At 53.1% G+C, this 25,779-nt stretch carries 4 protein-coding genes; all 4 read right to left on the bottom strand.

Annotated elements, in window-relative coordinates:
* Positions 1-18,675, bottom strand: a complete 18,675-nt coding sequence (locus tag DFK18_RS04570; protein ID WP_114417029.1) for a beta strand repeat-containing protein — start codon at positions 18,673-18,675, stop codon at positions 1-3.
* Positions 18,626-20,443 (bottom strand): ShlB/FhaC/HecB family hemolysin secretion/activation protein, encoded by a 1,818-nt coding sequence (locus tag DFK18_RS04575; protein WP_162299686.1) that lies wholly within the window; start codon positions 20,441-20,443, stop codon positions 18,626-18,628. Before DFK18_RS04575 ends, DFK18_RS04570 begins: the two co-directional genes overlap by 50 nt.
* A gap of 367 nt (positions 20,444-20,810) precedes the next feature.
* Entirely contained in the window at positions 20,811-22,298 is a 1,488-nt protein-coding gene (gene putP, locus DFK18_RS04580; RefSeq protein WP_114417031.1) for a sodium/proline symporter PutP, read from the bottom strand.
* A 128-nt stretch (positions 22,299-22,426) separates the two neighbouring features.
* Positions 22,427-25,660 carry a bifunctional proline dehydrogenase/L-glutamate gamma-semialdehyde dehydrogenase PutA gene (gene putA, locus DFK18_RS04585; protein ID WP_425451585.1) on the bottom strand — a complete coding sequence of 1,078 codons (3,234 nt, stop codon included), beginning with the start codon at positions 25,658-25,660 and terminating at the stop codon, positions 22,427-22,429.
* Positions 25,661-25,779: the final 119 nt, after the last annotated feature.

Raw genomic sequence — 25,779 nt, forward strand, 5'->3', positions numbered from 1 at the left:
TTATTCTCCATCCAGCATGCGTTCAATGATCGCCTCGGTTCTTTGTGCTGCTTTCATAGTGCTTTCAATAATTGCTTCCAGTCTTTCTTCGGTCAGGTCCATGCCGGTTCTTTGTGCAAACTCGGCCCGGCGTTCTTCATTGAATTGCAGGCTTTCCAGAAACTGTACCCGGGTATAAATAGTTTCGATGATTTTAACTTCGCGTTCGATGGCTTCCATGTCGATCTCATCTTCGCCACCTAGTTCATTGGCCAACTGCTCTTCAAAGCCGGTGAAGTCCTGAAGGTCTTCGCGATAAGCCAGGAATTCTTCTTTCTGGGCCTGGTATTGGGTTAAGAGTTCCTGGATTTGTTTGCGGCGCTCCGGGTCTTCCGTCGCATCCAGTTCAGCTTCCAGTTGCTGGATACGAAGATCCAGTTGGCTGATAGAAGCATTTAGCTCTTCTACAGTAACATTGGGAGTACAGCCTTCCACTTCTTCGCACTGGGCAAAGTCCAGGGCAACCCCCTCGCCTAAACGACCAAAGAGAGTGAGATCTTCTTCAAAGAGTGCCAGGTCGATTACTTCTATAGCTCTGACGCCCAGAACTGCAGCAGCCGGATTGGTAAAGCTGACCGAGACACTGACCAGTTCCAGATCCAGGGCTTGTATAAAGGCCTGGGTGGCAGCGCTCAGAGTCACACCCTGGGCATTGGAAGCCTGGTTGGGCTGGGAGGTTTCCTGTTGGTTGGCACTAACCGCCAGCTCAAAATCACCGCCGTTGAAATCCAGGCGCAGATCCTCGGAATTGATGATGCCGCCTGCAGCAATAACCCGGCCTTCGGTTGCAGTGACAGTGGTTGGTGTATTGATTTTCAGGTTACCTTCGCCCGTTAGCGAAGCCTCACAGCCATTACAGAGGCTACCAGTGGCCAGGAAGCTGGCACTGCCTTGAGTGCTGGTGATGGTGTCTGTGTTGATCTCAATATCCGCTGCAAGGAAAACCAGGTGGCTGCTGACATTAACTTCGTCATCAATGACCAGACGGTTGGTATTCACGGTGACGCTGGTGGAGCTATTAAGTGGTAAATTGGCTGGAGTCACCCGCCCGCCGATGAAAAGCGTTCCCGTATGTTCGGTGAAGCCTGTGAGTACCAGATCACTAGCACTTAGGCTCAGGGTTGAGCCAGTGCCGCTGGCCGGGGCTGCTATCGTCAAGCTGCCTGTTCCCAAAACCTTACCCAGTGTCAGGGCCTTGCCCGCCGTGTAATCCCAGCTACTGTTATTGGTTTCCAACAGGATATTACCGGTATATACCCCGGTTGAAGTGAAGGTGTTGTCGGCAGTACCGCTGACCAGTTGGTTCATGCCTGAGAAGCTGATAGTTTCACTTCCAGTGGTCAAAGTTCCTGCATTGGCACTATTAAGTGACCAGGCGTTGGCGTTACTGCTACTGCCTTTGAGGTTGTCGCCCTGACCGGTTACTTGTTGTATGCCGGTAAAATCCTTACCAACCTCAAGTGTAAGGGCTGTATTGGTTGCTGAGATATCCAGCGTATTACGACCTGTGCCCCCCTGGATTTGGCTACCAATCCGTCCCGTGGCGGTCAAGGTAAAGCTGTCATCAACATCGCCACCAACCAGTTGAGTAAAGCCGGAGAAACTGGCTGTATTCGCTGAACCGCTACCGGTAATGGTGAAGTTGGTATTATTCAGAGTGCCGCTATTACTGCTGTTCAGAATCCACTGGTTGGCCGTGGTGGAATAACCGGTCAGTTGATCATCACCATCGCCCTGCAGCAGGATGCTTTCACCATCCAGGGTTAAGCCGTTTAGATCCAGGCTGCCATTAAAGGCATCCACCTGGATACTGCCATCGGTGGTTACTTCCAGATCGAAGGTAAAGGGCAGGCGTTGCAAATAGATTGCACCCTGGTGACGGGATCCGGCTTCCTGGCTGCCAATTCTGACCTGAGCGGCTGTAACCTGAATCTTCTGGTTCAGTTGATAAACCACCTTGCTGGCATCAGACGGACAGTCGGTCATACAGACGTAGATGTCTTTACTGGTATCCTGCGCAGCCAATTGCGCGCGCCCACTGCCGGCATTGACAGTCAGTTGCCCTTGAGCCGTGAAACTGTCGGTGAAGAGCTCGATATTGCCATTAGTGGTCGAGGTATCCAGAGTAACGCCACTGGCAAAAGTCAGTGCCGCCGAGTTCAATTCTATTGAGTTGGCCGTCATGTTACTACTGACTTGGGTCGTGGCCGTTGCTTGGTTGAGCTGGAAAAGACCGTTGAGATTGACTGTCTGCAGCTGAACATTACGGGCTTGTTGCAGAGTCAAATCAGCATTGCCGGTTAGGGCATCAGAAAAAGTCAGATCGCCGCTGCTGCCCAGATTCAGGGTCAGATTGCTGTTGATGTTGACCTGGTTCTGGTAGCTTTGATCGTAATTTAGCGTGGTGATATTACCGTAAAGCTCGATGCCTCCAGCGCTGGCAAAAGTCAGATCATAGCTGGCATTCAGGCTGTTCAGGTGAAGTTTGCCAGCTTGACCACTATGTCCCAGAATCAAGGATTGGGTACTGATATTGAGATTATTGAGATCATAGTGCAGATCCGCTCCATGACCGGTCCAGCTGCCTTGGGAGACAGCAAAGCTGTTGCTACTGGTGTAAGGAGCCAACAGGAAGCTGCCATTATCGGTTCTTAGTTCGCTCGCTGTTCCCAGAGTCAGGCTATCAATATAGGCTTCGATGGCTTTTTGCGAAGAGGTGTCACTGCCTGTCGCCACGACCTGAGATGAAGCCGTTAATTCAGCCGCTGAGCTGGACACATCAATATATTGAGCCTGGAGGGTCCCATCCACTTGTAAGTTGCCGCTGCCACTATTCTGGCGGAAGGTGCCGGTCAGCGTAGTATCTTTAAGGCTGACGTTGCGAGCCTGGGTGATGGTCAGGTTGCTGATTTGGCTCCAGCTGGCAAGCGCAGTTATATCGCCACTACCGGAATTGAGAGTGAGTTGATAGCCGTTGCCGTTCAGAGTGCTATTAAAATCGATTTGTCCGGCCTGGAGAGTCAGACTGCCATTGAGGATGGCGGCGCTCTGATAGTCTTGGGTGCCGGTGGTGGTGACATTGGCACTTAAATTCGAGGTGCCGGTCACTGTTAGATTCTGGATATTGCTAACAGCCCCTTGGAGGACGGCATTGCTAGTCAACGTCAGATCATTGCCATCACCGGTCAAGGTGCTATTGAAGGTGGTTTGGGTGGCCGTCAGGTTACGTGTGGCCGTCAGGGTTGCCGCTCCCTGGTAATTCTGAGTGCCGGAAGTGGTGACATTGGCATTCAAGCTGCTGGTGCCGGTAATGGTGAGGTTCTGGATACTGCTGACAGCTCCATTCAGCACGGCATTACCAGTCAGTGTTAAATTGCTGCCGTCGCTCGTCAGGGTGCTGCCGAAAGTGGTTTGGGTGGCGCTCAGATTACGTGTGCCAGTCAGTGTAGCTGCCCCTTGGTAATCCTGCGTGCCGGAAGTGGTGACATTGGCATTCAAGCTGCTGGTGCCGGTAATGGTCAGGTTATGGATACTGCTGACAGCTCCATTCAGCACGGCATTGCCAGTCAGGGTCAGATCGCTACCGTCACCGGTCAGGGTGCTGGCAAAAGTGGTTTGGGTGGCAGTTAAATTACGGCTACCCGTTAGCGCTACTGCCCCCTGGTACTCCTGAGTGCCCGAGGTGGTGACCTCGGCATTTAAGCTGCTGGTACCGGTGACTGTTAGATTCTGGATGCTGCTAACAGCTCCGCTTAGCACAGCGTTACCATTCAGCGTCAGATTGCTGCCATCGCCCGACAGGGTACTGCTGAAAGTGGTTTGCGTGCCGCTCAAGTTGCGAGCGCCCGTGAGGGTGGCCGCCCCCTGATAGTCTTGGCTACCGGAGGTGGTGACATCGGCATTCAAGCTGCTGGTTCCGGTAACCGTCAGGTTCTGAATATTAGTGACAGCTGCATTCAGCACGGCATTGCCAGTCAGGGTCAGATCGTTACCGTCACCGGTCAGGGTGCTGTCGAAAGTGGTTTGGCTGGCGCTCAGGCTACGCGTGCCCGTCAGTGTTGCTGCGCCTTGATAATCCTGCGTACCGGTGGTTGTAACATTAGCGTTCAAGCTGCTGGTGCCGGTGACCGTCAGATTTTGAATGTTGGTAACAGCCCCGCTGAGCACAGCATTACCGGTCAGGGTCAGATCACTACCGTCACCGCTCAGGGTACTGCCGAAAGTAGTCTGAGTGGCAGTCAGATTACGGCTACCAGTCAGGGTTACTGCTCCTTGGAAATCCTGCGTGCCAGAGGTGGTGATATCGGCACTTAAACTGGATGAGCCGGTGACGGTTAAATTCTGAATATTGGTAACAGCCCCGCTGAGCACAGCATTACCGCTCAGCGTCAGATTGCTATCATCGCCGGTCAGGGTGTTGGCAAAAGTGGTTTGACTGGCGCTGAGGTTGCGGATACCCGAGAGAGTCACGGCGCCCTGATAGGTTTGTGCACCTGTGGTGGTCACATCAGTGCTGAGAGTAGTGGTATCACTATTGACGGTAAGGCTCTGCAGATTAATGCTTTGATCCAGTACCTGGGTGGCGGTTCCTGAATCCAATGTAAGCGCATAGCTACCACTGATACTGCCACCAAAAGTGATGGCACTATTTGTTGTGGACAGCTGCGCATCCTGATTGAGAGTGATGCCGCCCTGGTAATTTTGCGTACCTGAAGTAGTGATATTGCCGCTGAGGGTACTGATGCCTGTATCAATGTTTAAATTACCCAGGTCGGTAGCACCCGCCGAGCCTAGCGACCAATTGGCATTACTGATGGTCAGATTTGCAGAACCTCCATTCAGGCCTGCATTCATACTGATCAGTTGACCACTGCCTGCCGTTAATTGGCGATTTCCAGTCAAAGTCACCTGACCGGAATAGCTTTGTTGCTGCAGTGTTTCTATATCCGCATTGATTTTAATTGGGCTACTGCTGGTGACGTTCAAATAGTTCAGCTTGGCCAGACTGGCATTGGCACTCACAGCATTATTGAAAACCACCTCGGTTGCAGCATCTAGGGTCAGACCAAAACTGTTACCCGAGTCGATACCTGAAATACTATCTGTCCCACTATCCAGGGTGGCATCAAAAGTAATACTTCCGGATGAGGAGGTAAGGCTGATTCCTGCTGTGCTGGTCGAAGAATCGGGATCCATCAGAACCACGGCACCTTTGTAATACTGGTCGCCTTTAGTGGTAATGTCGTGACTGATGTTGATGCTTGTTCCGCCATCCAGAGAAAGACTGTGGTCACTGGTGAACTGGCCACTAATATTGATGCTGCCCGTCGTGGCCAGGGAAAGATCGAAAGCCGGTTCAAATTGATAAAGGGTGATGTCACCGGTTTGCGAGGGTTTGCCTATGGCAAAAGAACCGGCAGTATACGAAAAATCGCCACCGATATTGTAGAGTGCATGGTTGGGATCACTGCTGTCGTAATTGCTATCGGTTGTACAGCTGCCGCTACATACAAATAGCTCACGGCTGTCTACCAAAGGCGCCAGGGTGATACCACCCGTTCCCGCATCAAGAAGGCCCGAGATCGCTAGGTTGTCGGTAAACAGCTGAATGTCACCATTGGTGGCCGAAGTGGACAGGGACTTGCCTGAATCCAGCGTGATAGTGGTGGCATTGATTTCAAAAGAAGAAGCTGTTGCTGTTTCCAGAAAATGTGTATTACCAGAACCTGCATTCTGGACAAAAGCACCGGATAGACTGAGTGTGCCATTAAAGCTGGCATTGCCCGCATTGCTCAGGGTCAGGTCGTTCAGGCTGGCTGCCTGCAGGCTAAGATTTCCCGCGCCTGTATTCAGGGTCAGGTTATTGCTGTTGCCTTGAATCGCATTAGCAAAAGTGATGGCCTGGTTGCTGGTGGTGAGGGTGTAATTACCACCGGTCAGTTGGACAAGGCTTTGGTAGTTTTGACTACCACTCGTGGTGATATTGCCTTGCAGATAGATATTGCCACTGGAGCCTGCATTCAAAGATAGGGAACCGCTGGAATTGATGGTTCCATCCAGGGCACCTTGAACATAGATGTTACCGGTGGTGTTGACTCCCAAGGCATAGTCAAAAGCCAGCTCCTGAATATAAATATTACCGGTGTGGCTACTGCGGCCAAAAAGGATATTCCCTGCGGTAATGGAAAGATCGCCAAGATCATACTGAGTATCATGGGTGCCAGCCGCTAAGCAGCTGGTGTCACTACAAATTTCCAGGGTGTTGGCTGTGTTCGAGGATGATAGTTGAACACTGCCTGTGCCTGCATCAATAGTCGTGCCCGTGCCGGTGTCCAGCCCCTCATCAATGGAGAGACTGATGTTGCCGTTGGAGGCACTGGTGTCGAGATTGATACCATTCAGAGCCAGGCTGGACACGTCCAGGCTGATACTGCCAGCGCTCAAGCTACCACTAAAAGTGGTTGTGCCTGTTCCCGCTTGTTGAGTCAGTGCTCCTGTTACGGAGATGCTATTCAGTTGGGAGTCAACGGCACTGACCAGGGTTAAACCGGCCAGGCTCTGAGTGCTACCCAGGGCTCCATCAAGAAGGATATTGCCATTACTGGCCTGGAGGCTAAGGCTTTGGCTGCCTGCAGTTTGGCCATCCACAGTTGACTGGAAGTGGATCTTGCCCTGATTGCTCTTTAAGCTGGCTGTTTGATTAATCTGGACGGCATTGGCCAATATCAAATCTTTATGCGTGGTGATATCGCCTGCTACCACTATCTGCCCATCACTGGCCGTATTGAGTGTCAGTGCACCCGTGTTGCTTCCACTGCCACTACTGCTATCGTAACCACCATCAACAGTGAGCGTTTTGCCACTTCCTTGGGTAGTGACTTCTAAATCGAAAGGCAGCGTGAGGTTGCGCAGAATAATGTTGCCTTGATGTTCTTTACCTGTTTCCTGGCTACCTATATGAACCTGGCTGGCATCCACCGTAATGCTGCTGGTCAGGGTGTAAACAGCCGGGCTAGTCAGTCCAGTAGTATCACAATCCCCAGTTAGGCAAACCAAGAGGGTGGCACTGGTGTTTTGAGAACTGAGCGAGGCAACACCGGATACACTGCCCGCCGAGACGGTTAAATCTCCCAGTGCTGTAAAGGTATCCGTATATAAATAAATGGAGCCGGAATCCACGGCGGAAGCATCCAGACTGCTCTGGTGACCAAATTGCAGGCTGGCTGAATTAATTCTGATGGTTTCTGCAGTGATTTGGGTGGATCCGGCCAGTTGGGTTAGTCCTGACGCTGAGGTGATTTCGAAGGCGCCCCCGCTATTGATCTGCAGATTACCATTCAAGTTGATGTTGTTGGCAGAGGTCAGAGTGAGTGCTGACAGATTGCTAGCTGCTTGCAGGGAAATATCCCCAGTGCCAGCCAGAAGTTCCAGGCTATAACCTTGGCCGGAAACTGCAGAGCCAAGAGTCAGGCTATTGTTGTTGGTGTTGATCTGGGTGTTGCCTGTGAGGGTTAAGTCACCCGTCAAGGCCAGACTGCCATTTAAGGCCAGACTGGTAGTCAGGTTGACCGTACCTGCTGTGATGTCTAAACCTGTTAACGGTGTTGAGGCACCAACATTGCCTTGAAAAGCGACAGCGGCTGTTCCTGCGTCAAGGGTCAGAAAGTAGGCACCATCCAGCGTTGATTCAAAGGTGATATTGTTATTGGTCGTTTTTAATTGCAGGTCACTCGTTAGAGTCACTGCTCCTGAATAGGTCTGACTGCCGCTGGTGGTGACATTGCCGCCCAGCGAAGTCGTTCCGGCCACACTGAGCGAAGAGCCACTGAGCGCTGCATTCAGGACCAGATTCTGATAACTCTGAGCCCCGGTTGAGGTGAGATCAGCATTCAGGGTTGCCGTGCCAGCAGTGGTGAAGCTATTCAGACCGCTAGCGGTGCTATCCAGTTGGAAGTCAGCATTTTGAATCACCAGGCTGTTGCCACCGCCAGTGATGCCGCCCGTGGCGGTAATCAATTGACTGGCATCGGCAGTCAGCGTGCGTGTGGCGGAGGAACCGGTCAGAGTGATGGCGCCGGTGTAAGTCTGATCACCGCTGGTGGTGACATCACCCCCCAGCGAAGTCGTACCGGCCACGCTGAGCGAAGAAGCACTGAGTGCGGCGTTCAGGACCAGGTTCTGATAACTCTGAGCTCCGGTAGAGGTGAGGTCAGCATTCAGGGTCGCCGTGCCAGCAGTGGTGAAACTATTCAGACCACTGGCAGCGCTACCCAGTTGGAAGTTAGCAGTTTGAATCACCAGGCTATTGCTGCCACCCGTTATCCCGCCAGAAACAGTGACTAGCTGACCAGCCCCCGCCGTCAGCGTACGTGTGGCGGAGGTGCCGGTTAGGGTGATGGCGCCGGTGTAAGTCTGATCACCGCTGGTGGTGACATTGCCGCCCAGCGAAGTCGTTCCGGCCACACTGAGCGAAGAGCCACTGAGTGCAGCGTTCAGGACCAGATTCTGATAACTCTGAGCTCCGTTTGAGGTGAGATCAGCATTCAGGGTCGCCGTGCCAGCAGCGGTGAAGGTGTTCAGACCGCTAGTGGTGCTATCCAGTTGGAAGTCAGCATTTTGAATCACCAGACTGTTGCCACCGCCGGTGATGCCGCCCGTGGCGGTAATCAATTGTCCGGCACCTGCAGTCAGGGTACGCGTGGCAGAAGAGCCGGTCAGGGTGATGGCCCCGGTGTAAGTCTGATCACCGCTGGTGGTGACATTGCCGCCCAGCGAAGTTGTTCCGGCCACACTGAGCGAAGAGCCACTAAGTGCGGCATTCAGGACCAGATTCTGATAACTCTGAGCCCCGGTTGAGGTGAGATCAGCATTCAGGGTCGCTGTGCCAGCAGCGGTGAAGCTATTCAGACCGCTAGCGGTGCTATCCAGTTGGAAGTCAGCAGTTTGAATCACCAGACTGTTGCTGCCACCCGTGATGCCGCCTGTGGCGGTAATCAATTGACCTGCACCTGCAGTCAGAGTGCGCGTAGCGGAGGTGCCGGTCAGGGTGATGGCCCCGGTGTAAGTCTGATCACCGCTGGTGGTGACATTGCCGCCCAGCGAAGTTGTTCCGGCCACACTGAGCGAAGAGCCACTAAGTGCGGCATTCAGGACCAGATTCTGATAACTCTGAGCCCCGGTTGAGGTGAGATCAGCATTCAGGGTCGCTGTGCCAGCAGCGGTGAAGCTATTCAGACCGCTAGCGGTGCTATCCAGTTGGAAGTCAGCAGTTTGAATCACCAGACTGTTGCTGCCACCCGTGATGCCGCCTGTGGCGGTAATCAATTGACCTGCACCTGCAGTCAGAGTGCGCGTAGCGGAGGTGCCGGTCAGGGTGATGGCCCCGGTGTAAGTCTGATCACCGCTGGTGGTGACATTGCCGCCCAGCGAAGTTGTTCCGGCTACGCTGACCGAAGAGCCACTGAGCGCTGCATTCAGGACCAGATTCTGATAACTCTGAGCCCCGGTTGAGGTGAGATCAGCATTCAGGGTTGCCGTGCCAGCAGTGGTGAAGCTATTCAGACCGCTAGCGGTGCTATCCAGTTGGAAGTCAGCAGTTTGAATCACCAGACTGTTGCTGCCACCCGTGATGCCGCCCGTGGCGGTAATCAATTGACCGGCACCTGCAGTCAGAGTGCGCGTAGCAGAAGAGCCGGTCAGGGTGATGGCCCCGGTGTAAGTCTGATCGCCGCTGGTGGTGATGTTACCACCCAAGGAGGTAGTGCCTGTAGCACTGAGGCTGGCTGCTTGAATACTAAAGCCATCCGCCAATGTTAAAGAACCGGAACTGTTGATGGCTAAGGCACCCAAAGCACCGTCAGTGGCAGCACCTACCTGGTCATTAAAGCTGGTATTGCCAATCAGGGTGAGACCATAGGCTTGAGTGGCCTGAGAATTCAGGGTGCCATTAAAGGTAATTGTTTGAAGAACACTGCTGTTATTCTCAGCGGTAAGTTGAGCCGCTGAGTTAAGCACCACTGCTCCGGAATAGGTTTGGTTACCGGTGGTGGTTATATCTGCACCGAGCGAGATGCTGCCACCATTCGAATTTAACGTCAGGTTTTGGCCGGTGTAGTTTCCAAGGACCGAGATCTGGTGAGTGGCAGCGTTTTCCAGAGTGACATCAAAGCTGGTACTCAGTGTCTTGAGTGAAATATTACCTTCATGCGTACTTCGGCCGATTTGGATACTGCTTGCTGTTACTGCCAGGCTGCCTAAATCATAGACGGAATCAAAAATGCCGGTGCAGGATGAAGATGCACTTGAGCAGACAAGTAGACTGTTGGTGGTCGTCAGGGGTGCCAAAGTCACCTGGCCACTACCTGCATTCAATTCAGAAGCGGCACCAAAGGTCAGGTTGTCAGCATAGACTTCCAGCGTTTTTCCATCAGTAACTGTGAGCGTTTTATTGTCGGCTAATACCACTGTACCGGTTTGAAGACTGAGGGTGTCGGCGGTTAAGTCGCCCTGGAAAGAGGTGCTGCCACTTCCGGTGCTTTGAGTTAAGGCACCGGCCAGCGTTGTCGTTCCAGTAGCATTGAAATCGACATTGTTGGCATGCTGTACAGTCAGGTCCGTTAGTCCCGTAAGCTGCCCGGAGAAGCTGATATCAGCCCAGCTACTAGAAGTGCCTGATGTGCCTGTGGCAAGAAGCAGGTTTCTCTGGGTTGTATCAGCAGTACTAATAGCAGCAAAGCTGAGGTTCTGATTATCACCTGATGCCAAGCTGGTATCGCCACTGGCATGCAGTGTCAGGGTGTCGGCATAGGTTTGATAGCCAGAGGTCGTCACACTGCTTGCATATAGGGACGTGGTGCCATCAACATTTAAATTGAGCAGGCCGCTGGCACCGGAACTGCCCAGCGACCAGTTGGCTTGGTTGACCTCTAGGCTGCGACCATCACCGGTCAGGCCGCCAGTCATACTGATCAACTGTCCGGCATCCGCAGTTAGAATTCTAGTGCCTGCTGCTGTACCCGCCAGGGTGACCTGGCCTGTGTAGGTCTGGCTACCCTGGGTGGTAATATTACCTGCCAGACTGGCTGTACCGGTGATTTCCAGGCTGTCCAATTGAGTTGTGCTACCCAGATTATCGCTCAGGACAGCATTCCCTGTTATCAACAGGCTTTGCTGCCCTGCGCTGGAGGCATTAACACCACCACCCAGGGTCACTGTGCCTGCTTTCAGGTGATGGGTTTTTCCGGCAGTACCTGCCAGGGTGCTAGCTCCAGTTATTTCAAGTGATCCCAGGCCCGTTGTTGCACCCAGGTCACCAGTAAAGCTGGCTGCCCCGGAAATGATCAGACTCTGCTCACTGGCAGTCGTGCCATTGAGACTGCCATCAAAACTGACAGTTGTAGCGGTCAGTGTTTGAGTCGAACCATTGGCTCCGGCTAGTGTCAGTGTGCCGTTATAAGTCTGGGTACCCGTGGTGGTCACGTTTCCACCCAAGGAGATACTGCCTGCCGTTACATCCAGGCTGTTGAGGTTGGTCGTGCCACCGACATGACCAGTGAAGCTGGCCGTTCCGGTTCCCGCAGCCAGAGTCAGGGTCTGGCTACCATCCATGGTGGAAGCAAAGCTGATATTGCTGTTCGTAGTGGTCAGGGTGCGATCCCCATTAGCCAGGGTTACAACACCCTGGTAAGTCTGGTTGCCTGTTGTAGTAATGTCCGTAGCCAGAATCAGGCTGTTATTATTTTCCAGATTCAGGGTGGCGGCATCAGCCAGCGTATTAACCTGCAGGTCACTGTCCTTATGTAGGATATCAAGGCTGCTGCCGTTCATATTGGCAGTCAAAGTGACGGGGTCAGTTCCACTGAGTCTTTCTGTACCCAGCCAGGCATTTTTTCCATCGGTGCCAGATAGATTCAACTGGTTGGCTTTAACCATCAAACGCTGAGTGGAGGTTCCCAGGTCAGTACCAGCGCTCAGCTGAATTGTATTGGCCGAAGCAATATCATCCGCTGCTGTGCTAGTGATGGAGCCCGCCGCATTTAGAATCAGGGTGCCAGTTCCACCAACGCTGACGGCATCACCTAAAATCAGATTGCCTTCGTCACTGTCAGTGACGGTGGTGACGGACAGGGTTTTGCCATCCCCGGCAGACAAACTGGCTCCCCCCCCACCCAAAGTCAGATTGCCGGCATGGTTGATATACAGGGAGCCGCTTGCTGTACCACTGAGAGAACCAGCCTTGATTCTCAAAGACTCCGTACTGCTGCCGATGGTGTCCGCATTCAGTGTCAGGCTGCCGGTCGCGGCTAAACGAGACGTACCTGCTGCATTGAGGATAGAGCCGGTTCCTACATTCAAGGCCAGATCACCCGTTCGGCTGAAAGCCCCCTCCACCTGAATAGTGCCACTCATACCCGAGCGACCGATTTGCAGGGTGCCCGTGGTGATTTTTCCAGTCAGATCATCCGCAATATCCAAACGACCTGCTGTAGCGGTGCCACCCAGATGAATGGCTTTGGTTACATCCGATGTGGCCAGAATAACGCGGTTGGTTCCCGCATTAATTGTACCTGCAACGGTTGTGGTGATCTGAAGATCTGAGCGTAATTCGATATTGCCGCTGGCTGCTGTGATGCCGGTATCACTCACCGTCAGCACACCGGAAGTGGCATCAATCCGGATGGCGTTGTTGCCAGTAGCCACACTGCTGCTGGCTGTTGAAGCGGTGACGTTTAAAGAAGCCGCAGTACTGGTGTAAGTAATCGTTGAGTCAGCAGCCATGCCAGTGTTGGTCAGACTGACTAAAGCAATGTTATTGGCTCCAGTCAGATCAATCAGTTGGGCTGTGTTAACTGTTAACTGATCAAGGCTGGTGATGACACCAGCACCGGTGACTTGATAAGCATCCAGGTTCAGGTGACTGAAGTTGGTGGCAGCAAGGCTTTCGATGACCAGGTTGTTGCTGGCAGCCTTGTCGGTCGAAAAATTAACTCGGTCAGTGGTGATTAAAGCCAGCTCATCAGCAATCAGGTAGTTGGTAACTGCATCGGTTCCACCCAAAGTGGCCGAAGCAGCTCCAAGATTGAAAGTGATCTGCCCATCGGTGCCATTGGTGGACAGGCTGCTGCCGGTATTCAGAGTGATAGCGGGTGCAGTGATATTGATCTGGGCATTGGCTGCGTTGGCCTGAATGGCTCCGCTGTTCGTCAGTGAGGCGGCAGTAATCGCTAGAGTGCCAGTGCCGGTTAACTCCAGAGTTTTGATGGCAGCAGTGGTCAGGGTTCCTTCGCTATTCAGTGACAGGCTTGTTGCAACACTCAGGTTTTCATTGATATTCAGGTGACCGTTTGCAGTACCCGCATTAATATCAAGAGTGGCACTGTTCACTGTCAGGCCAGCGATACTATTCACAGTGCCCACACTCAGATCACCTTTATGCAGTAAATCCAGTGCCCCAGTGATATCACCGGCCAGGGTGGTGCTGGCCTTGGTGGAGTCAATCCAGGTATCGCCACCTGCACTGATATACACGTTCCCAGCGGCAGTCATGAGACGCTGAGAAGAGCTGCCCAAGTCAGTCCCGGCTTCTGCAATGACGCTGTCGCCAGTAAGTAAGCCCGCACCAGTCATGTTGCTGGTTGCTGTCAGATTGATTGTTCCGGTGGAAGTAATTGCTTCACTAACCGTTAAGTTACGGGCCGCTTCAGTGGTTGCCAGTGAGATCGTCGAAGAGCCAGTAATGCCAGCGACAGTTGTGCCACCTGCGGCCACAGAGCCTACCGACAAATGCCCCAGGCTCTGCGAGAGATCAAAGCCATTGGTGGCCGACCCGGCCACCAGAGTGGTGTCGGTACTGCTGGTTGCACTGCTGTCAATCCAGGCTTCATTGTCACTGGTGACAATCAGGTTGTTGGTGTGGGTGGTAATGCGGCTGCCACTGGCTCCAATACTGCCGGTGGCATTCAGATAGATGCCTCGGCCAGATAAGGAGCCTGTACTGGTGCTTGTGATATTACCATTCGCACCAGTAGAAAGTTTCAGGTCACCGGCATTAGCATTGAGTGCCTGATTCACATTCAGGTGATTGCCATCACCTGAAACAGCCAGTGTTATACCGGTTGCAGAAACGCCGTTCAACGTGGAAGCATCCAGGCGGCTGGTTGCGCCAATCGTCAAAGCACCACCTGCCTGGGTGAGATCAAAGGTACCGGTTGCTGTACCGGCCAGGGTCGTCGCCGAGGTCTGCGATGCAGCCCAAACATTACCGCCACCAGCGACCAGAGTCAGGTTGGTAGCATCAAGAGTCAGCCGGTTGCTGGTATCCGTGCCAATCGCGGCTCCGGCCTCAACAATGACATTATTACCAGAGAGCAGGCCGGTACCGGTGATATTGGCATTAGTAGCCGTTGACAGTTTTAGATCACCGGTACCTGCATTCACCGCTTGATTGATAGCCAGATGGTTGGCGTCACCCGTGACGGCGAGAGTAATGCCGGTTGCATTAATACCGTCAACTGCAGTGCCGCTAGAATCGGCTCCAGAACCAACAGTCAAGGCACCACCTGCCTGGGTGAGATCAAAGGTACCGGTTGCTGTACCGGCCAGGGTCGTCGCCGAGGTCTGCGATGCAGCCCAAACATTACCGCCACCAGCGACCAGAGTCAGGTTGGTAGCATCAAGAGTCAGCCGGTTGCTGGTATCCGTGCCAATCGCGGCTCCGGCTTCAACAATGACATTATTACCAGAGAGCAGGCCGGTACCGGTGATATTGGCATTAGTAGCCGTTGACAGTTTTAGATCACCGGTACCGGCATTCACCACTTGATTGACGGTCAGATGGTTGGCGTCACCCGTGACGGCGAGGGTAATGCCGGTTGCAGAAACGCCGTTCAACGTGGAAGCATCCAAGCGGCTGGTTGCACCAATCGTCAAAGCACCACCTGCCTGGGTGAGATCAAAGCTACCAGTTGCTGTGCCGGCCAGGGTCGTCGCCGAGGTCTGCGATGCGGCCCAAACATTGCCGCCACCAGCGACCAGAGTCAGGTTGGTAGCATCAAGAGTCAGCCGGTTGCTGGTACCCGTGCCAATCGCGGCTCCGGCTTCAACAATGACATTATTACCAGAGAGCAGGCCGGTACCGGTGATATTGGCATTGGTAGCCGTTGACAGTTTTAGATCACCGGTACCTGCATCCAGTGCCTGAGCGACATTCAAGTGGTTACCATCCCCAGTGATACCAATGGTGATGTTGTTGGCGATTAGCCCATTGATATTACCAAGAGTTCCACCTGCATCAAGCGTATCAACAGTGAGTTCTGCATTGTTTTTTAGATTGAAATCACCAATGCTGTTTGTACTATCTTCCTCATGCCGACCTGCCAGACGACCAATACTGTTGCCGCTACTGCCTAAGTTAACGCTTCGATTGGTTCCGTTGCCTGCAAGGATAATCAGCAATGAAGAAGCAGTGATACCGCCATGACCACCATCCTGGTTGATTGCACCACTGCCATCTGTGTTACTCATGGCCTCCATGCGCAGTCCACCATTGGTGGTGGATATTTCCCCTGTCAGAAGGCTAAAAGAAGAAGCTTTCAGGTGGATGTTGCTGCCGGAATTACTGTTGGTGATATTGGCATTGGTAGTCAATACCCCATTCACACCAAGGACAAGGTTGCCACTGTCAGTCGTGATGCCAGCCAAGCTGTCCACTGTGCCGATAGATAGCGCTTGGTTATTTTTCAAGCTGAGATTGCTGCCAGTACCGGTAATGTTGGCTGCCAGGGTTTCAATCAGGTTGGCGTTGCTGTGAAGATTCAGGTCACCTGTGGCAGCAGAATTCAGACGCAAACCTTTGGATACCAGGCCTCCATGGGCTGCTGCTTGTGCAATACTGTTGGCAGTCAAATTAATAAATCGGCCAGCTGCATTAGCGGTTACGGTTCCGCTGTTCAGGTTGAGTGCGTCAGTGGCAGTGAGTAGGATATTGCCATCACTAGCCGTTAAATCAGAGTCAAGAGAGAGTGTGTTACCACTCAGTGAGATACTGTTGCCAGCACCTGTAGAAGTGACGTTTCCACCACTGACGCTGCTGATATTTCTGGTGGCATTCAGCGTGATATTGCCATTAGCCACCAGAGACTTAGAGACTGTAATATCAGTATCGACACCGGTAGTAGATAGAGAAACAGGATTTGTGCCGGTGTGAGTGAGGCCAGTATAAGTCGTTCCGGCAAGGGTTAACTCACCTACATTCAAGTGACCCTGGCTCTGAACCAGGGTCAGGCCATTGGTTACAGAACCGGCTAGCGTTGTTGTATCACTAGTCGTGTTAGCTTTGTTGTCAACCCAGCCCTGATTGCCACTATTAATGACCAGATTGTTTGTTTCGGTGAGCAGGCTTCTGCCAGAAGTGCCAAGAGAACCGCCGACGTCCAGCACAACACTGTTTCCTTTGATGCTGCCTGTATTGGTGTTGGCTCTGGTAATATCACCACTAATGTCGAGAATCAGGTTGCTCGCATTTGTATTAATACTGCTGCTATTGCCAAGGGATAAATTACCGTCGCTGCTGATCTTGATAGTGTTAATGCCAGCATTATTCGGAGCATAAATAACATTGTTGGCAAGTGAGATACTGCTTGCTTTGAGCGTGGAATTCCCGGCAGTGGTGGCCTCTCCTAAAGTGAGAATTCCACTGGTTGTGAATTGAGCGATATTTGCACTGGACGTTATTCCTTCACTGATTGCAAGGCCACCGCTGGTGTTAGCAACATTGATATTGCCTGTACCAGCATTCATGCCTTGATTGAAAGTGAAATCTTTGGCTATTAGAGTAATGCTGCCGCCATTGCTGCTAAGACCTGAATTGGCATCTCCGGCAGAGCCAACGGTCAAGGAGCCAGTAGTGCCTTGTGTTGTCGCAGGCGAGTGGGCTTCCAGATGGATATGGCCGCCATTGGTGGTAATGCCGCCCTGGATATTGATGTTGTTGCCAGCCTGCAAAGTAATGCCAGTGCCAGCATTGGTAATATTGATTGCCGCTGCAGCGTCTTGGGTGATGTTATTGGTAGCTTGCAAAATGACATCGGCTGTTTGGCTGTTGATGGTGCTATTGAGAATATAATAATCTTTTCCAGCATCCGTAATGAAATCAATATTCGTACTAGTTGTGTCTTGTCCATCAGCGGGTAACGGATCTGGAATCGTGGCAACTATATTAATATCTCTGGGATCCAGCAATAGCGTCCCTGTCTTGCCCTCAGGTGCTCTCAGATCGGCACTGCCGGAATAGGCCAGGTTCATTTTGCCGGACACTTCGGCAAAACCGCCATCACCGCCCTGATCACCGCCCCGGGCAGTTAAGCTGCCGGAAAAACGCGTCCAATCATCAGCCCAGGTAATGATGCGTCCACCATCGCCTTGATCGGTCGCGTCGGCGTTGAGCTGCACCCCACTGGTGACGATTACCTTGTCGGCATTGGCAATATCCGGATTCAGACCCTGGTAATCACCACCCACCAGGATTTCCCCGCCTCCGCTAGCGCCGCTGACATCCACCTGGGTGCTACCGGACAAGGCAATATTCTGGCCCAGCAGATGGATCTGGCCGCCGGACTGGCTTGAAGAAGAGGCATCCAGCTGACTCTGGTCGCTGATTAACAGGGTGGAATCCAGAGCCTCCAGAGTAATCTGGCCACCCTGGCTGGCTTCATCCTGGGCCGAGGCATCGACCTGGCCGGTATTGATGATGGAGCTATCACTGCCGCCGCTGCCGACCAGTCGAATTTCACCGCCACTGTTATCAATCCGGCCTGCACGGACGATGCCTTCGTTATTGACGACACGGGAAAAAATTTCCTGAGCGACCCGGCCTTCCAGATGGATGCTGCCGCCTTGGGCACTCAGTTCACCCGAGTTGGTGAGGGCCTCTTCCAGGCCATCAATATTATCCAGTAATTCCTGATCAACGGAAAAACGCATCAGGCCATCGCCATCAAAATCGACTGCGATGCGCTCACCGACGGCCAGGTTGATGCGACCAGCTTGGGCAACAATCTGGCCGCTGTTCTCAACACTGGAACCCAAGAGGGTGATGCTGCCCCCCGTGGCTGCATGGATGCTGCCACGATTTACCACCCGCCCGCTGGTGCCCTCCTGGCGCTCAAATTCCAGATAGCCCTGCATAAAGTCATCGACGGAGAGTTGATGGCCCGATGCGATCAGGGAACCCACACTCAGCGTGGCGGTTTCGGTGAAATAAAGCCCATTCGGATTGACCAGAATGACATTGCCGTTGGCCTGAATTTGACCGCGAACGACACTGGCATTGGCATCCAGTATCTGGTTGTAAACAAAAGAGCTGGAAGAAGGCTGATTGAAGTGAACCCTTTCATTCTCGGCAACATTAAAACTGCCCCACTCCACAGCAAGACGCGAGGAGTTCTGATGGATTTCTGTTGTCGATCCGCTTTGGTTGATACTGCCCTGGCCACCGGTGATCTTGCCCCCTGTTGGAGCAGCGTGCAGGGGTGTACCCCCCAGGGCCAGCAGAGCAGTGGCCAGGGCGGTCGGAGCTAAACGGTGCAGCTCAGAAATGATAGGCGATGTCGAGCCAGACTTGGCTGCTCGCTTCTTCATCGGGATCGCTCTCGTCCGTTACCGGAAAAGCCAACTGCAAGCGTGAGCTTAGCTGGTTGGGTAAATTGAATCGGGCCCCTAAACCCAGGCTGGCCAATTGGTAAGCACCTTGAATCTCGCTGGGTTGGGGGTCATTTTTCTCGCCATAGGCCAGATCATAAAAAAAGGTAAACTGCAGTAAATCCCGCCAGCGCCATTCCTGGTAGGCCTGGATGTCGCCGATGAAAGGTGCCTGAAGGATATACTCTAAGGATAGCAGAGCACCGGAATCATAGAGGGTCCAGGATGATGGAAAACCGCGTAAATGATCGGCACCACCGACTGCATACTGTTCCATGGGCACCAAAAGATCCGGCGAGTATTGCAGCTCCGTGCGTACCAGCAAGGAGGAGTTGCTGGTCAGGTTCTGCAGGCGTGAATAAAAACCCAGGATTTTGGTAAATTCGCCTTCGGCATAGGGTAGCTGCCCATTTTTACGTGTTCCCGCTTGGCGGCTGGGTCTTTCGCCACGATCCAGCTCGTAGGCGCTGGCAGAATCCCCCATGGCTCCCAGAAGATCATTGAACCCCTGGCTGACCTCCAGACCGGCATAATTCAACCCGCCAAAGCGGGTATCCACGGAGTCATAGCTGACGCTTAATTTAAGCAGGGTCAAGCGATCCCGATTACTGGATTCACCATTGCGCTCGGTAATGGCTTCGCGCAGGCGTAGTTCGGTGCTGGTTGATAGATTGCGCTCACGGCTGCGAATCCAGATGCGCTCGCCCGAAAGCCCCGCCTGACTGGATTCACCGGATATATTGAGATTGGCAAATTCTCCGCCAACATCAAAGGTGTTGTAGCTGATATCCGCTCTAGCCTGGTAGAGACGATTGATGATGAGCTGATAATTAAGGGCCAGGTAACGGCTGTTATCCGGCTCGAAGCTTTGCTGCAGGGTGGTCGAAAGGCGATCAGCATTCCCGGTGATATTATTCCAGTGGAAACTACCGCGGGTACGAAATTCACCCGTGGTTTCGGAACCATGATTATCCAGACGCAGGTCAGCATTGAAGCGATCTTCATTGGGAACGCGTATCAGGAGATCGGCCTCGCCAACTTCCTTGCCGGGTTGAAACATCCCGAAGGCAGCAAGCCCCGGATAATCGGTCAGAATCAAGAGACCGGATTCGGCTTCTGCCTGGCTAACCGGCTTTCCAAGCAGATCACTGAAAGCCTTGGTTAAAGTGGAAGTGGCATAGAGTTCATTGCCTTCTCCCAAAACCTGCCCCAGTTTGCCTTCGATCACCTGGATAGTGACTAGCCCATCCTCAACCGTTTGCACGGGGACGACGGCCTTGGCCAGAATTAGACCGCGTGCACGGTAGTAATTGGTCACTCTGGCAGCGGCAGCTTCCAACTGGCCGATGGTGAAGCCCTCGGGCCTTTCCTGACGTGCTGTCTCCAGCCGTTCTTCCATTTCGCTTACCCAGATGTCCGCTTCTGGGTGGTTGTTGGCACCGGTCAAAACAAATTTTTCGACCTGGACCTTTCCACCTGCATCAGCGGCAAAGGGTCTCTCTACCAGCGGCGGTATTTCCAGCAGAGCACCGGGCGGCTGGGGTGGGATACGAGGGGTTGCCGCTTCGGGACGTTGGGCACCGGGACGCACTTGATCAGGTAGGGGAAGTTCTTCGGCTGGTAGCGAAGGAGCCAATAACAGTAGAAAAAAACCAGGTAGCCAGATACAGATCAGCCATTGCCTGACAGGGTAACCTTCAGCAAACATGCAATAACAGATCTGTCTGTTGATCCGACTCATCCCTTTGACTCACTCGATAAAGATCTAACTCTCTGTTTTATTTAAACTATGTTTTATTTATGTAATAGAGCGTTAAATCATTTTAATAATTGATGAATATTAGCATTGCGCTTGACTGGTGGGCAAATTGCCACTCAAGGCCCGGGGGCCGCGAATACGCCCTTCCATGGTAGGGGTATTTAGGCGTTTTGGTATCACTGATTTCAGGTAGATCAGAGGCAGGTTTTAATTAAAAATAGTAATTTAATGTTGTCAGGGGAGCTAGATGCGAAAGCTATGCAGGATTTTGTGGCATTTCTGATAGGAAGGGTCATCCCTGACCCCTGACACTTATTTACTTACGACGTCCTTCTTCCACGACAGCATCGAATTCTTCCAGAATTTCGGCATCGGGTTCGGGACTAATATTGCTCATAACAATCATGGCAATGGCTGCCAGAATAAAGCCGGGTACGATTTCATAAAGATCGAAGATGCCCCCGGTCATATTGGCCCAGACCACCACGGTGACCCCGCCAATGACGATACCCGCCATGGCACCCAGTGCTGTAGCGCGCTTCCAGAAAAGAGCCAACAACAGAACCGGACCAAAGGTGGCACCAAAACCGGCCCAGGCGTAGGAGACCAGATCCAGAACCGTGCTGTCATCATTCAGAGCCAGCAGCATGGCCGCCAGGGCAATCAGAATAACGGCAATGCGACCGATTTTGACCAGTTCTTTCTGGTCGGCATCCTTGCGGAAGATCGACTTGTAGAAGTCTTCAGTCAGGGCAGAAGAGGACACCAGCAGCTGAGAATCGGCAGTGGACATGACCGCAGCCAGAATGGCTGCCAGCAGGATACCAGCAATCACTGGGTGGAAGAGGGCGTTGACCATCACCATAAAGACGGTTTCACCATCACCCAGGCCGTTACTCAGGAAAACGGTACCAATCAGACCGATCAGCATGGCACAGAAGAGTGTCAGTGCTGTCCAGGAAACGGCGATACGACGTGCAGCAGGAATACGGTCGGCAGAAGAGATGGCAGCAAAACGGGCCAGAATATGAGGCTGACCAAAGTAGCCCAGGCCCCAGGCCAGGGAACTGACGATACCGATAAAGCTAAGGGCAGTGCCTGTCTCATCACTGAACCAGGTTAAAAGGTTGGGGTTGAGGTCACGGATACTGGAGAAAGTGGCATTCATCCCGCCCAGTTCGCCCATGGCCCAAAGAGGAACGATGGCCAGAGCTGCAGCCATCATCAAACCTTGCAACAGATCCGTCCAGGAGACCGCCAGAAAACCACCGAACATGGTGTAGGAGACTACAGCCAGGGTGCCGAGTACGACTGCCAGCTTGTAGTCGAGGTTGAAGACGGTTTCAAAGAGCTTGCCACCAGCAACCAGACCGGAAGAGGTGTAGAAAAGGAAAAACAGAAGAATAAACAGGGCAGAGACCACGCGCAGCATATTGGTCTTGTCGCGGAAACGCTGCTCCAGAAATTCAGGCAGGGTCAGGGAGTCACTGGCTTTAAAGCTGTAAAGGCGCAGGCGCGGAGCCATAAATAACCAGTTCAACCAGGTCCCGGCCAGAAGGCCTACAGCAATCCAGCTGGCACTCAGGCCGGATGCGTAGGCAGCACCGGGCAGACCCAGAAGCAACCAGCCGGACATGTCTGATGCACCGGCGGAAAGCGCTGAACTCCAGGGACCCAGAGCGCGGCCACCCAGAATATAGTCAGAAAGATTCTGTGTTCTTTGGTAGGCAATCCAACCGATACCCATGATCACCGCTATATAGACGATGAAGGTCCAGCCGACTGCGGAACTGCTTTCAATCATAGACTCACCTTTTGGCTTGTTTTTGTATAACGCGTTATGGAATGAATAGCAGTAGTCCATTTAAAGAAGCGCCGATGTAATCATTACAAGGGCGCTATAAAAACACGACTGCTATTCACGTAATGCCATTATTCACTTGCATCCTCGTCAGATTGAGCAAGCAAACTGGCATTGCCACCTATAGCAGCGGTATTGATCGTACGTGTGCGCTCAGTAGCAAAGCGCAGAAGGTAGTGGGGCCCGCCTGCTTTGGGCCCTGTACCTGATAGCCCCATACCGCCAAAGGGCTGGACACCAACAACCGCACCGATCATGTTGCGGTTTACATAAACATTGCCGACTCTTACCTTGCTGTCGATGTAATCGGCAAAACTTTCATTACGGCTCTGGATGCCAAAAGTCAGGCCATAGCCGCTCTGATTGATATTGTCGATAACAGCATCCAGCTCCGTGGATTTAAAGCGAATAACATGCAGGATCGGGCCAAACTGTTCTCTTTCCAGCTCATCCAGACTGTTCAACTGGATAGCCACTGGAGCAACAAATACCCCCTTGGCCTGCAGTTCTTCAGGGACCTGGGTTTCTGCCAGGATACGGCCTTCACTACGAAAGCGCTCGACATGGGCCTGAAGGTTGTTGCGGGCAGCTTCATCAATCACCGGGCCAACGTCCGTGGCGGGATCACGAGGATCGCCCAGTTTCAGCTCCTGCATGGCTCCAGAAAGGATATCCATGACTTTGTCAGCAATATCTTCCTGCAAATATAGTACACGCAGTGCAGAACACCTTTGACCAGCACTTGTGAAAGAGGATTCCACTACATCGGCAACCACCTGCTCAGGTAAGGCCGTGGAATCAACGATCATGGCGTTTTGACCACCGGTCTCAGCGACCAGGGCAGCCAGAGGCGCTTTATCACGGGCAGCCAGGCTGCGGTTGATGATCTGTGCGGTTTCTGTGGAACCGGTAAAGGCGACCCCGGTGACGCGTGGGTCCGAGGTCAGCACTGGCCCCAGATCCTTGCCCAGACCGGGCAGGAGCTGCACGACATCACGCGGCAAACCGGCTTCATACATGAGTTCAACACAGCGGCAGGCAACCAGGGAAGTTTGTTCAGCTGGCTTGGCGACTACACTGTTGCCGGAAACAGTGGCGGCCATGATCTGGCCGAGAAAGATGGCGACCGGGAAGTTCCAGGGGCTGATGGCAACGAAAATGCCGCGACCAGTCAGATAGAGTTCGTTGGATTCGCCGGTGGGTCCGGGTAGAACACTGGTTTCGCCAAAGAGTTTTTCTGCCTGGAGGGCGTAGTAGCGACAAAAATCCACGGCTTCACGGATTTCGGCGACCCCATCGGCCAGTTGCTTACCGGCTTCCCGGGCACACAGAGCCATCAGTTCGGGCAGGTTGTCTTCCAGGGTGTCGCCGATCTTGCGCAGCAGGGCCGCTCTTTCTTCGACAGCCACCTGATTCCAGTCATGGAAAGCCTTCTCTGCCACATCCAGTGCTGCCTTGGCTTGTTCAGGTGTGGCCCATTGAATTTCACCCACCTGCTGGTTGCGATCAAAAGGACTGGTAATGGTCTGGGTCAGTTGGGTGTCACCTTCCAGCTGGGAACCCAGCAGAGGTGCTCCCTTCCACTGATGTTGATCCCAGGCGTGAATGGAGTCCAGAAGCGGTTCTAGTTGGCTGTTGATCATTAAGCTTACACCTTTGGAGTTTTTACGGTTGGCACCATAGATATCCAGTGGCAGGGGTATCTGTGGGTTGCGATAGGTTTTCTTGTTGGCCAGTTGCTCGAGCGGGTGGCGGCAGAGGCCTTCCACGGGTACGCGCTCATCCACGAGTTGGTGAACAAAGGAAGAGTTGGCACCATTTTCCAGCAGGCGTCTGACCAGATAAGGCAGTAGATCCTTGTGAGCACCCACAGGGGCATAGATACGGCAGTAGGTGCCTTGAGGTGCACGTTTGAGCGCCTGGTTGTAAAGAGCTTCACCCATGCCGTACAGGCGTTGGAATTCAATGGGGCGGTCACCGGCCATATCCAAGAGGCAAGTCAGGGTATGGGCATTGTGGGTGGCAAACTGGGGGAAGATCCGGCCACGAGTCGCTTCAGAGAGGAGGAAGCGAGCACAGGCCAGATAGGCCACATCGGTGTTGGCCTTGCGGGTGAAAACGGGATACCCGCCCAGTCCCAGCACCTGGGCATGTTTGATTTCAGTGTCCCAGTAGGCCCCTTTAACCAGGCGTACCGGGATCTCGTCGCCCTGCTCCTGGGAAAGGCGGGTCAGCCAATGCAAGGTGGGCAGTGCACGTTTGGCATAGGCTTGAACAACCAGACCCAGCTTGCCCCAACCCTTGTTCTGATCGCGGTAAACCCGCTCGAAAACTTCCAGGGAGAGCTCCAGGCGATCCGCTTCTTCGGCATCCAGTGTCAGAGCAACATCCAGCTCCCGGGCACGCTGAACCAGTTTGCTCAGGCTGGCTGTCAATTCCTGCAGAATTCTTTCTCTTTTGCCGCGCTCGTAACGCGGATGCAGGGCGGACAGCTTGATGGAGACTGAGGGGGCGGGTGCTTCACCGGTAATGCCCGTATCCGCTTCACCGACCAGTTCGATGGCATTCAGGTAGGCATCAAAGTAGCGCTGGGCATCAGCTGCGGTACGTGCCGCTTCGCCTAGCATATCAAAGGAGTAGGTGTAGCCTTTTTTGAACAGGGGCTTGCCGTTTTTCAGGGCTTCGGGAAGGGTACGCCCCAGAACAAACTGGTGGCCCATGAGTTTCATGGACTGGGACATTACCTGACGAACCACGGGTTCACCCAGACGGCTGACCAGGCGATTAAGCACAGGAACCGGTTTGTTGTCACGCTTGTCCACGCCTACTACACGGCCGGTCAGCATCAATCCCCAGGTGGAAGCATTGACCAGCAGGGAATCGCTTTGCCCCAGGTGACGTTTCCAGTCAGCAATCGATAGCTTGTCACGAATCAGGTCCTCGGCAGTGCGCGAATCGGGAATGCGCAACAGGGCTTCGGCCAGGCACATCAGCAACACGCCCTCCTGGGTGTCCAGGCTGTATTGCTGCAGCAGGCGATCAATGCTATCGATGGCATCGCCCTGGCTGCGAACTTCACGAACCAATTCTGCTGTTTGCGTGGCCAGACGCTGGAAATCTTCGGGATGATGGTCGAGAACCTTGACCAGTTCTTCCATGAAGCTGTCTTCATCAACCATGTAATGCTGGCTGAGATCGGCGAAAATGTCGGCCAGCTGCTGGTTTTGCAGATCGGGATTCAACAGCTGGGCAGCACTCATATGCTCGCTGGTATTCTGTTGATGGAGAGGATGGCTATAGGACATAAAGTCGCTCCGGTGTTTTATTTTTAACCTTGTGGACAAGTTTGGTTGGCGCAGCCCTGTTTGTCTTGATTGAAACTCAGAAGCTTTTGTTCCAGACTCTGATAACAGCCTCGATCAGG

Origin of the sequence: Marinospirillum perlucidum, assembly GCF_003336805.1 — a bacterium.
Lineage (GTDB): Bacteria > Pseudomonadota > Gammaproteobacteria > Pseudomonadales > Halomonadaceae > Marinospirillum > Marinospirillum perlucidum.